Origin of the sequence: Amycolatopsis sp. NPDC059027, from assembly GCF_042739735.1 — a bacterium.
GTDB lineage: Bacteria > Actinomycetota > Actinomycetes > Mycobacteriales > Pseudonocardiaceae > Amycolatopsis.
The window spans coordinates 78536-89143 of the sequence record NZ_JBHYIK010000018.1 but is presented as its reverse complement, the minus strand read 5'-3'; the positions used below and the strand labels follow the sequence as shown (position 1 = coordinate 89143).

At 68.9% G+C, this 10608-nt stretch carries 9 protein-coding genes; 5 read left to right on the top strand and 4 right to left on the bottom strand.

Going from position 1 to position 10608, the window contains the following annotated elements; genetic code table 11:
- Positions 1–38: 38 nt before the first annotated feature.
- The 3 genes from ACFWY9_RS15055 to ACFWY9_RS15045 form a co-directional block, all read right to left on the bottom strand.
- Positions 39–1100, bottom strand: coding sequence for an aldo/keto reductase (locus ACFWY9_RS15055; protein ID WP_378339069.1), 1062 nt, complete (start codon positions 1098–1100; stop codon positions 39–41).
- 151 nt (positions 1101–1251) lie between these two features.
- The gene (locus ACFWY9_RS15050; RefSeq protein ID WP_378339068.1) at positions 1252–2085 is read right to left on the bottom strand and encodes a hypothetical protein; all 834 of its coding nucleotides are present in this window, start codon (positions 2083–2085) and stop codon (positions 1252–1254) included.
- Between the two features lie 99 nt (positions 2086–2184).
- Positions 2185–3045, bottom strand: a complete 861-nt coding sequence (locus tag ACFWY9_RS15045; protein WP_378339067.1) for an alpha/beta fold hydrolase — start codon at positions 3043–3045, stop codon at positions 2185–2187.
- 104 nt (positions 3046–3149) lie between these two features.
- Between ACFWY9_RS15045 and ACFWY9_RS15040 the strand changes: the two genes are divergently transcribed.
- The 4 genes from ACFWY9_RS15040 to ACFWY9_RS15025 all read left to right on the top strand — a co-directional run bounded on the left by ACFWY9_RS15040 (position 3150) and on the right by ACFWY9_RS15025 (position 6355).
- Positions 3150–3629, top strand: a complete 480-nt coding sequence (locus ACFWY9_RS15040) for a CGNR zinc finger domain-containing protein (protein WP_378339066.1) — start codon at positions 3150–3152, stop codon at positions 3627–3629.
- 252 nt (positions 3630–3881) lie between these two features.
- The gene (locus ACFWY9_RS15035) at positions 3882–4220 is read left to right on the top strand and encodes a PadR family transcriptional regulator (RefSeq protein WP_378339065.1); all 339 of its coding nucleotides are present in this window, start codon (positions 3882–3884) and stop codon (positions 4218–4220) included.
- Positions 4217–5170 (top strand): hypothetical protein, encoded by a 954-nt coding sequence (locus ACFWY9_RS15030; RefSeq protein ID WP_378339064.1) that lies wholly within the window; start codon positions 4217–4219, stop codon positions 5168–5170. Before ACFWY9_RS15035 ends, ACFWY9_RS15030 begins: the two co-directional genes overlap by 4 nt.
- 42 nt (positions 5171–5212) lie before the next feature.
- Positions 5213–6355, top strand: coding sequence for a hypothetical protein (locus ACFWY9_RS15025; protein WP_378330626.1), 1143 nt, complete (start codon positions 5213–5215; stop codon positions 6353–6355).
- A 16-nt stretch (positions 6356–6371) separates the two neighbouring features.
- Here ACFWY9_RS15025 and glgP read toward each other — a convergent pair whose 3' ends face one another.
- The gene (gene glgP / locus ACFWY9_RS15020; RefSeq protein WP_378330625.1) at positions 6372–8912 is read right to left on the bottom strand and encodes an alpha-glucan family phosphorylase; all 2541 of its coding nucleotides are present in this window, start codon (positions 8910–8912) and stop codon (positions 6372–6374) included.
- Positions 8913–9030: 118 nt separating this feature from the next.
- Here glgP and ACFWY9_RS15015 point away from each other — a divergent pair, with 118 nt between their 5' ends.
- Positions 9031–10485: a neutral zinc metallopeptidase gene (locus ACFWY9_RS15015; RefSeq protein ID WP_378339063.1), complete on the top strand. Its 1455-nt coding sequence runs from the start codon at positions 9031–9033 to the stop codon at positions 10483–10485.
- The last annotated feature ends 123 nt before the right edge of the window (positions 10486–10608 follow it).

The window sequence follows — 10608 nt, the reverse complement described above, 5'->3', positions numbered from 1 at the left end:
GTGCGGCGGTGGTGCCGCCCTCGGCGCTCGGCTGGGTATCAGCTGCGGGTTTCGACCGACAGGTCACCGCTGTTGAACGCGCGGCCCCTGTCGCTGGCGAGCAGGTCGTGGGGGTAGCCGAGTTCGATCGCGCCGGCCTCGTCGAGGCGGGCCAGCTGGGCGGCGGTGAGATCGACCTCCAGGGCGCCCAGATTGTCCTCCAGCTGCTCGGGGGTGCGGGCGCCGATGATCGGTGCCGTGACGTCCGGGTTCCGCAGGATCCAGGCCAGCCCGACCTGGCCGGGTGTGTGACCTGTCTCCGCCGCGACCTCCTTCACGACGTCCGCGACGGCGAGGTTGCGTTCGGTGACGTCGCCGTTGGCGATGTTGAATCCCTTGCGGGTGCCGTCGTCGGCGACCTTCGCCGCGGTCAGGTCGGCGCGGCTGTACCTGCCGGCGAGCACCCCGCCGGCCAGCGGTGAAAAGGGGATCACCCCCAGCCCCAGTTCGCGTGCCATGGGGATCAGGTCACGCTCCCCGGCACGCTGGATCAGGTTGTATTCGATCTGCAGCGCGACCAGTGGTGACCAGCCGCGCAGGTCGGCGATCGCCTGCATGCGCGACACCTGCCAGGCCGGGGTGTTGCAGATCGCCACGTACAGGACCTTGCCCTGGCGGACCAGATCGTCCATGCCACGCAGGATCTCCTCGACCGGCGTCGTGAAGTCCCACACGTGCAGGTAGAGCAGATCGAGGTAGTCCGTGTTCAGCTGCCGCAGACTGGCTTCCACCGACGCGAACAGGCTCTTGCGGTGCGGGCCCCCGGAATTCGGGTCGCCTTGCCTGCGCTGTGTCGTGTATTTCGTTGCCAGCACCAGGCTTTCGCGGTTGTCGCGGGTGAATTCGCCCAGCAGGCGCTCGGAGCTGCCGTTGGTGTAGGTGTTGGCGGTGTCGATGAAGTTGCCGCCGCGCTCGACGTAGGTGTCGAACAGCTTGCGCGCGTCGTCCTGCTCGGCGCCCCAGCCCCACTCGGTGCCGAAAGTCGCCGTGCCCAGGGCCAGCGGCGAGACCCGCAGCCCGGAGCGGCCCAGCAGCCGGTAGGTGTCAAGGGTGAGCGACATCGTGTCCTCCCGTGCTCGCGATCCGTTGCCGAACCAAGTCTGCGACCGCCGCGAGCAGGGGATAAGGGAAAGAACTTCCTGGGAACACCAGTCCTACCCTGGCTGCCGGAGCGGGCATGACGGCCCGCACCGGGGACACGACGCAGATCGCCTACGCCAGGGAGCTGTCGGGCAGCTCGCCGCGCGGGCCGGTGGCGTCCGCGACGCCCAGGCATTCGTCACCGCGGAAAACGCCGAGTTCGTACCGCACGGAATCGGCGTCGAAGGAGAGCACCGACAGGCCGATTTCGTAGTCGCCGGGATAGGTCACTTCACCGGAGTACTGGATCCGGTACGACCACGGGGGCAGATCCGGCAGCCGCCGTCCATCGCCCTCGCCGATCGCCCGCACCGTGAACGCCGCGACGGCCTCGTCGTACCAGCCGGCCAGCTCGACGGAATTGACGTGCTGATTCAGATCGACGTCGCCGATCCGCGCCCGCAAGGGAAGGAAATGCGTGTAACGATCTCGCCGGCGACGTTCGGCACCCGGGCGGGGCGAAGCCTCCTGATCCGATTCGGACAATCGCAGGTCCGTGAGATCCGCGATCAGTTCGTCGGGAAGGGCAAGGGGCCCCGCGGCACCGCCGAGTACCACGGTGGCCTCTCCGCTGCCTACCCGCTCGCCGCCGGCGAAGACCGCGTGCCCGTAGGTGAACGACGTCCGCCCGATGCGGCGGACACCGGTGTGCACCTCGACGTCGGTGCCCACCGAGCCGACGGGTGCGAGCCTTTCGAAGCTTTGACTGACGAACAGGATCTGGAAAGGTTCGAACCGCCCGGCGGCCAGGAACCGTTCGGCACGACGCAGCCTGAGCCGCTCCCGGGCGTCCCCCAGCCAGCGCGCCACCCCGATCGTGCTCGCCGAGCCGTCCCGGCCGAGATCGACCTGGCGAACCCGGAACCCGGTCTGGATCGGAAACGCGGAAATACCGACGTCAGTCATGACGTCGACACTAACCGCGCGAATCCCGAGCCTGGATTCGTTTGCCCGTCCGTTTAACCATCGAGGCTTTTTCGGGCACAGCGAATCCATTCCCGCCGCTCAGCCCAGCACTCGCCCGAGGAAGCCTCGCAGATAACCCGCGACGACGTCCAGATGGCTTTCCAGCAGGAAGTGACCACCGTCGATCAGGTGCACCTCCGCGTCCTTGGCGTCGCGGGCGAAGGCCCTCGCGCCTTCGGGTGCGAAGATTTCGTCGTTGCGGCCCCACACCGCGAGCACCGGGACCTCACTGGTGCGCAGGAATTCGTGCAGCAGCGGGTAAAGCGGGCGATTGTTCCGGTAGTCGCGGAACAACGCCAGCTGGACCTCGTCGTTGCCCTCGCGGGAGACGAGGGCGAAGTCGTGCTCCCAGGTGTCCGGGCTGACCAGGCTCGGGTCGGGCACGCCGTGCACGTACTGCCAGCGAATGGCCTCGACACTCAGCGCGGCGCGGACGGCGGGTTCGGTACCGGGGCCGGGGTTCGCCCCGTAGGCCCAGACGTCGGCCCAGAATTCCTCGACGAAACCGTCCTCGTAGCCATTGCCGTTCTGGGTGACGATGGCGGAGATCCGTTCGGGGTGCTCGAGCGCGAGGCGCCATCCGACGGGGGCGCCGTAGTCCTGGACGTAGAGCGCGTAGCGGTCCAAGCCCAGCTGGTCGAGCAGCCCGGACGTGAGTTCGGCGAGGGCGTCGAAGGTGTAGGCGAACTCGCCCGCGCCGGGCGCGTCGGAGTGCCCGAAGCCGAGGTGATCCGGCGCGATGACGTGGTAGTCCCCGGCCAGCAGCGGGATGAGTTCGCGGAACATGAACGAGCTGGTCGGGTAGCCGTGCAGCAGGACGATCGCGGGCGCGTCGGCGGGCCCGGCCTCGCGGTAGAAGATCTCGTGGCCGTCGACGGTCGCGGTCCGGTAGTGCACCATGTCTAACCTCTTCAAGTCGTTTATCCGGTTAGTTGCTCGCCATGGAAGCACGCGATGGGCTAACCTGTCAAAGGACTCGATCTGGTTAGAAGGAGCGGCACCCGATGGACGCGCTGCTGGACCTGCTCAACAGCAGGCCGCTGATCAACGGCGAGGAGCAGGACGCGCTCCGCGACCCTGCCGAAGGCAAACGCTGGGCGCGGGAACACGGCGGCGAAGGCAGCCTCGCGGAACTGAAGCTGCTGCGCGAGGCACGCGACGTCTTACGGGACGTAGTGCGCGGAGAACGCCCGCCCGCCGCGTTGAGCCCGCTGCTCGACGGGGTCCACCAGCTCCCGGAGTTCACTTCGGACAGTCTTCAGTGGACGGTCAAGAGCCCGCCGCACGCCCGGCTGGCCGTCGAACTGGTCCTCGCCTGGGCCGCCACCGAGCAGCAACTGCCCGGCAGGCTACGCCCCTGCGCCAACGACGAGTGCCAGTTGTTCCTGCTCGACCGCAGCCGCGCCAACCGCGCCCGCTGGTGCTCGATGGCGGTCTGCGGCAACCGCGAAAAAGCCCGCCGCCACTACGAACGCACCCACTGACCAGCTCTGCCCCGCCAACGGTCACCGGTCATCGCCGGTCCGACGAGGTCGTCGCCACTGGTCACTTGGTGTGCCGCCCTGGCGGCTTGTCCGGATCCGGCGGGTCCTGCTTCCCGCTGCCCTGCGGCACGAAGCGTCCGAAACGCATGGCGCCAACCTAGACCACGGCTTCGAGAAAACTTCCGCGAGCGAAGCAACGCACGCCGCTATATATCGTCTTCTGATATATGTGGACCCATGGCGGAGCGGAGTATGTCCGAGCAGACCTTCCTGGTGCTGATCGCGCTGGCGGACGAGCCCCGGCACGGCTATGGGGTCGTCCAGCGGGTCCAGGAGCTGTCCGAGGGACGTGTGAGCCTGCGGGTCGGCACCCTCTATGGCGTGCTGGATCGCCTGGTCGGCGATGGCTGGGCCGAGCCAGACCGGGAGGAGATCCACCAGGGCAGGCTCCGGCGCTACTACCGGCTGACCGGTGCGGGCAGCGCGGCACTGGCCGAGCAGACCCGGCGGCTGGCCGCGAACGTCGACGTCGCCAGCACCGTCCTGCGGGCCCGCGGCCAATGGCCCCGATCCGCGGAGGTGCGGGCATGATCAACGCCGAAGCCCGGTACCGCACGCTGGTGCGGGTGCTCCCGGCGTGGTACCGCGCCGAACGCGGCGACGAGATGGTCGGCACCCTGCTCGACTTGCACGGCGAGCGGGCGCGCGCGGCACTGTGGAGCGAACTGTGGGCCATGCTGGCACTGGGCATGCGCACCCGGCTGGCGGCCAGGGCGGCACCCGCGCGCACGATCGCCCTCGGCGATCTGGTGCGGCAGGTCGCGCTTCTCGGCCTGCTCTGGGGCGTGCTCAGATCCGCCTGCCACACCGGCGACACACTCTGGGCGCTGATCAGATTCTCCAACGGCTACCCCGGGAGCTTCCGCGCGGCGCTGACGTCCGATCTGCGCAAGGACCTCGTCCTGCTGGCGGTCGCGCTGATTCCGCTCGCGCTGCTGGTGGACGGGTGGCGCCGCATGGCACGGATCGCTGCCGGTGCGATACTGGCCGCGGGCGCGATCTGGTTCCTGGCCAAGCATTCGTCCGACCTCGGCCCCGAGCTGATCGCGTATTTCGCTCCACAGTGGCTCCCACTGGTGCTGGTGCTGCTGGCCTTCCACACCGACGCCCCGCTGCCACCGGCGCGGCCGTGGTGGTGGGCCGTCGGTGGCAGCCTGGTTCTCGCCCCCGCCCTCGCGCTCAGGTTCGGTCTCCCGGGCGATCTGAGCCAGATCGACGGATTGTCCCCGCTCGTCTGGCTGTGTGCGATCGCCGGAGCCGGCTACCTGCTGCTCCGGCGCCGCACCGGACAACGCCCGGGGTGGACACTGGCACTGGCCCTGTGCATCGCCCTGGTGATGATCCAGAACCTGGTACTGAAAAACGGGGTCATCCCGTTCGGCGCGATGGTGATCGCGCAGGTCTGCTGTGCCGGGGCAATCGTCGTGGCGCTGACCGTCGCCGGAATCCGTGACTATCGCCGGACCGTCGTGAATCGCTGAGCCTTCTCGGTATTTTCCTCTCCAGAAAAGGATTCTGGCTTTATGGACACCATTCCCGCCGGGCCCTCGCGCGCCCTTTTACCGCTCGAAGTCCCCCCGTCACGGGCAAGAATCCGCGGGCAGGGCCTGTTCTCGCCGGCCACGGCGGTGTTCCTGGTCGTGCTGCCACTCGCGGCCTACACCGGATTCCGGTCGCCGTCGGACTGGGCCGTAACGCTCGAATCCGTTTCGCTGACCGACGGTTTTCACCGCCGATTCCTCGTCGGCACCGTGTTGCGTCCGTTCGCGGCGTTGTTCGGGTACCACTACGCGGTGTACGCCGTCGCCGCCTTCGCCGTGCTCGGGCTGCTGCTTGCGGTGCTGGTCGTCGCGTTCTTCCGGACTTCCTCGGTGAGCAGGCGATTCCTCATCATCGGCTGGTTGCTGCTGCCGACCGGCGGTTACCTTTTCCACGAGATCGGCTATCTCGACCAGGTGCTGTACCTGACACTGTTCGCCGCCTTGTGGGCACTGCGCCGCGATCGGCCGATGGTCGCCGGTGCGTTCATGGTGGCGTCCGTGCTGACGCACGAAATCGCGTTGCTCACGGTGGTTCCCGTTTTCGGGTTCGTGCTCCTGCGGAAGGTCTCGTTCCGGAAGGCCTGCGCGGTTCTCGCACCGGCTGCGGTCGCCGGACTGGTGGTACTGACGGTGCCGCCGGCCGGGGTGGGTGCGACGCAGCGGTTCCAGCGGGTGCTGGCGGAAGCGGGGTTCCCGCACCGAGCGGACGCGCTCGGGCTGTTCGATCGCACCCAGGCGCAGAGCTGGCAGCTCTACTCGATCACCGACGTCCTGCTCTACCTGCTGCCGATCCTGCTGGTGGTGGTGGCCGGTTTCCTGATGCTGCACCGGCCTTCGGCGGCGGCACTGCTGCCGCTCGCCGCGATGGTGGCCCCGGTGCTGCTCGCCTTCGGCGGCTGGGACGAGGCCCGATGGGGATTCCTGCTCATCACCAACTTCGTGCTCGTGCTGTGGCTCCGGCAGGGCAGACACGAACTCGACCTGCCCCGGTTCGGTGCGCTGGCCGCGATCATGCTGGTTCTCACCCACCTGCCGATGCCCTACTTCGACGGCTACCAGCCCCGCGACGTCACGCTGGTGGGCCCGCCGCACCCCGGCGGGAACGTCACCCCCTCCTCGCCGTGATTCGCCGTGCGGGCGATTACGCCAGGACCACCTTCGACAACTCCGCGGACGTCGCGAGCAACGGGTGCTTCGGCAGTACGCGCACGGTGTAGCCCACCGAACCCGACCGCGGCAGCCGCAACCGCGCGGCGAAGGCGCCGATGCCGTCGCCGGTCATCTGAACCGTGACGGTCTCGCTCAGCTCGTCGTCCTCGCCGACGCGCCCGACGACGGCCTGAATGTCCACTTCGGACGGATCGAGCCCGGCGAGGTCGATCCGCGCCCGCACGGTCACCTCGGTGCCGACGACCAGCGATTGCCGGTCCTCGACCAGCAGCTCGGAGTCGAAGATCCGCACCCGCGGCCACGCGACCTCGAGTTTCGTGCGGTAGTCGGCGAGCGAAAGCGCGCCGCGGTAACCGTCCCCGGTCGCGGCGGCGACCATCCGGGCGGCGGGCAGGTAGCCGGATTCGACGTACTCGCGCACCATCCGAGCGGCCTGCACCCGCGGCCCGAGCGTCTCCAGCGTGTGCCACACCATGGACAGCCAGCCGTTGGGGACGCCCCCGCCGTCGCGGTCGTAGAACAGCGGTGCGATCTGCTGGCCGAGCAGATCGTAGAGCGCCGCGGCCTCCAGATCGTCACGGCGCAACGGGTCGGTCACGCCGTCCGCGTTCGGGATGGCCCAGCCGTTGCTGCCGTCGTAGCACTCCTCCCACCAACCGTCGCGAATGGACAGATTGAGCCCGCCGTTGAGCGCCGACTTCATCCCCGAGGTCCCGCAGGCCTCCAGCGGCCGCACCGGGTTGTTGAGCCAGACGTCGCAACCGCGGTAGAGGTAGCGCGCCATCGACATGTCGTAGTCGGGCAGGAACACGATCCGGTGCCGCACGGCCGGATCGTCGACGAACCGGACGATCTGCTGGATGAGCTGCTTGCCGCCCTCGTCGGCCGGATGCGACTTCCCGGCGACGACGAGCTGGATCGGGCGCCGCTCGTCGAGCAGCAGCGCGCGCAGCCGGTCCGGGTCGCGCAGCATCAGCGTCAGGCGTTTGTACGTCGGGACACGCCGGGCGAAGCCGACGGTCAGCACGTCCGGGTCGAAGACCGAGTCGACCCAGCCGAGTTCGAGCGGTGAGGCGCCGCGCTGGAGCCACGCCGCGCGCACCCGCCGCCGGACCTCGAAGACGAGCTTCTCCCGCAGTTCGCGTCGCAGCTCCCAGAGCTGGGCGTCGGAAACGCCTTCACGGAGCGGTTTCCCGCCATTGCCGTCGAGGCCCCACTCCTCGTGGTCGCGGCCGAGGAGCGCGCTCAGCTCGCGGGCGACCCACGTCGGTCCGTGGACGCCGTTGGTCACCGAGGAGATCGGCACCTCGGCGTCGTCGAATCCCGGCCACAGCCGGGAGAACATGCGCCGGGTGACGCGCCCGTGCAGCTGGGACACGCCGTTCGCGCGCTGCGCCAGCCGCAGGCCCATGTGCGCCATGTTGAACAGGCCGGGGTTGTCCTCGGCGCCGAGCGCCAGCACCCGGCGCAGGTCGACGTCGGGCACCAGCCTGCCGTCGGTGAAGTACCGCTGGACGACGTCCACCGGGAACCGGTCGATGCCCGCGCTGACGGGGGTGTGCGTGGTGAACAGGGTGCCCGCGCGGACCGCGGGCAGCGCTTCCTCGAACGCCAGCCCGTCCGCCTGGATGATCTCCCGCGCGCGTTCGAGCCCGAGGAATCCCGCGTGTCCCTCGTTCGTGTGAAAGACCCTGGGCTGCGGATGCCCGGTGAGCTCGCAGTACTTCCGCACCGCGCGGAATCCGCCGATCCCGGCGAGGATCTCCTGCCGGATGCGGTGATCGGCGTCGCCGCCGTAGAGCCGGTCGGTGACCGCGCGCAGGTCGTCGTCGTTCGCGTCGGTGTCGGTGTCGAGCAGCAGCAGCGGGACGCGGCCGACCCTGGCCTTCCAGATCTGCGCGCGCAGCTCCCGCCCACCCGGCATCGCGACACCGACGAGCACCGGTTTCCCGTCCTCGGTCAGCAGTTCCAGCGGGAACGCGTTCGGGTCGATCACCGGGTAGTGCTCGACCTGCCAGCCGTCCAGCGACAGCGACTGCCGGAAGTACCCGGCGCGGTAGAGCAGCCCGACGCCGATCACCGGTACGCCGAGATCGGACGCGGCCTTGAGGTGATCCCCGGCGAGCACGCCCAGCCCGCCGGAGTAGTTCGGCAGGGCCTCGGTGACGCCGAACTCCATGGAGAAGTAGGCCACCGCCCGCGGGAGGTCGGCGTCCTCGCGCCGCTGATACCAGCGCGGCTCGGTGAGGTAGCGCTCGAGATCGGCGACGGAGTCCCGTGCGCGGGCGAGGAACTCCTCGTCCTTGGCCAGCTCTTCCAGCCGCTCCGGCGGCAGCGCGGTGAGCATCCGCAGCGGATCCCGGACGGCGTTGAACAGCTCGGCGTCCATCGACGCGAACAGGTCGCGGGTCGGCGGATGCCAGGTCCAGCGCAGGTTGGTGGCGAGGGAACCGAGGCCGGTCAACGGCTCCGGCAGGCTCGCGCGGACGGTGAACCGGCGGACTGCACGCATGGTCACCGACCATATCGGGAGCGGCTCCCTCGTACACAGTTCGGGGATAACGGCACGAGGCCGGTAATCACTGGGTAGGGTCCTGCCTGCCCGTGTAATCGATGTGAAGCGAGTGAACATGATCCAAGGGGGAGGGTGGGGCTTTCGCCGCCCGGCTCTGATCGCCGTCGTCACGGTGGCCGTCCTGGGCTTGAGCGCGTGCGGTGGCAGCTCGTCCGGCTCGTCGGCGGACACGGGCGCGGGCAGCGTCGCCGGTCTGCCGGTGACGCATTTCGAGAGCGGCCTGAAGTCCGGTGCGCCGACGCCGGACCTGGACGTCAAGAACGCCGACGGCGGTGAGGACGACAAGCTCGCCACCGCCGCGATCGCCGATGTGCAGGCGTACTGGACCGATCAGCTCCCGGCGAACTTCGGCGGCCAGCCGTTCAAGCCGGTGAAGTCGCTGCTGTCCTACGACGCGAAGCGCGACACCCAGAAGACCGAGTGCGGCAGCGTCAAGGGGCTCGTCAACGCCTTCTACTGCCCGCCGGACGACTCGGTGGCGTGGGACCGCGGCGTGCTGCTGCCGTCGCTGCGGGAACGGTTCGGCCCGATGTCGGTGGTGACCGTGCTCGCGCACGAGTTCGGCCACGCCATCCAGTACCGGCTCGGCGAGAAGGCCGGGGTCACCAAGGCCACACCGACCGTGGTGAAGGAACAGCAGGCCGACTGCTTCGCGGGCGGCTACTTCCGGTGGGTCGCCGAGGACAAGAGCAAGTTCTACCAGGTGTCCACCGCCGAGGGCCTCAACCAGGTGATGGCCGCGATGTTCTTCATCCGCGACTCGGCGGGCACCAGCGGCAGCGACCAGCAGGCCCACGGCACCGCCTTCGACCGCACATTCGCCTTCCAGACCGGGTTCACCAAGGGCCCCAAGGAATGCGCGGCGATGAACGCCGAGAACGTCAAGGCCCGCCTCACCGAGCGCCCCTTCGACAAGAAGGACACCGGCAAGGGCGACGAGAAGTTCAACGGTCAGCTGCTCGCGCTGCTGAAGAAGAGCCTCGACGAGGCGTTCAAGGGCGCCGGGGTCGCCGCGCCAGAGATCGTCGAGGGGGGCGGCAGCTGCTCGAACGGCAAGAGCACCCCGCCCGCGTCGTACTGCCCGGACAACAACACCGTCAATATCGACATGGCGAAGCTGAACCAGATCGCGCAGCCGGTGGACCGCAAGGCCGAGCAGAAGGGCCAGACCCGTGGCGGGATGGGGGACTTCGCGGCGTTCGCCGAGGTCGCGTCCCGCTACGCGCTGGGCATCCAGAAGGGGGTCGGCGCCTCGCTGGACAATCCGAACGCGGGCCTGCGCACGTCCTGCCTGGTGGGTGCCTGGGCGGCCGCCTCGAACAAGCAGGGGCAGGTCCTGCGGCTGTCCGCGGGCGACCTCGACGAGGCGATCGCGGACCTGCTGATGCCGGAGAGCCTCGTCTCCGCCGACGTCAACGGCAACCGCCCCGCCAGCGGTTTCGACCGGGTCGAATCACTGCGGAAGGGCTACCTCGAAGGCTCGTCGGTCTGCTCGACGCAGTACGGCTGAGCCACGCTTCTCCCACGTGCCGTTAAGGCCACCTTACGGGCGTCTGACGCCCGGAAGGCGGTCTCTTATAAACAAATACCAGCCCCCCCGACAAATATACAACGGGGTTTGGGGGGGGGGGGT

Coding starts and splice junctions, on each gene's coding strand:
- glgP (WP_378330625.1), bottom strand. CDS start 8,912: ATGCGTGCAGTCCGCCGGTTCACCGTCCGCGCGAGCCTGCCGGAGCCG.
- ACFWY9_RS15050 (WP_378339068.1), bottom strand. CDS start 2,085: ATGACTGACGTCGGTATTTCCGCGTTTCCGATCCAGACCGGGTTCCGG.
- ACFWY9_RS15025 (WP_378330626.1), top strand. CDS start 5,213: ATGGACACCATTCCCGCCGGGCCCTCGCGCGCCCTTTTACCGCTCGAA.
- ACFWY9_RS15030 (WP_378339064.1), top strand. CDS start 4,217: ATGATCAACGCCGAAGCCCGGTACCGCACGCTGGTGCGGGTGCTCCCG.
- ACFWY9_RS15055 (WP_378339069.1), bottom strand. CDS start 1,100: ATGTCGCTCACCCTTGACACCTACCGGCTGCTGGGCCGCTCCGGGCTG.
- ACFWY9_RS15045 (WP_378339067.1), bottom strand. CDS start 3,045: ATGGTGCACTACCGGACCGCGACCGTCGACGGCCACGAGATCTTCTAC.
- ACFWY9_RS15040 (WP_378339066.1), top strand. CDS start 3,150: ATGGACGCGCTGCTGGACCTGCTCAACAGCAGGCCGCTGATCAACGGC.
- ACFWY9_RS15035 (WP_378339065.1), top strand. CDS start 3,882: ATGTCCGAGCAGACCTTCCTGGTGCTGATCGCGCTGGCGGACGAGCCC.
- ACFWY9_RS15015 (WP_378339063.1), top strand. CDS start 9,031: ATGATCCAAGGGGGAGGGTGGGGCTTTCGCCGCCCGGCTCTGATCGCC.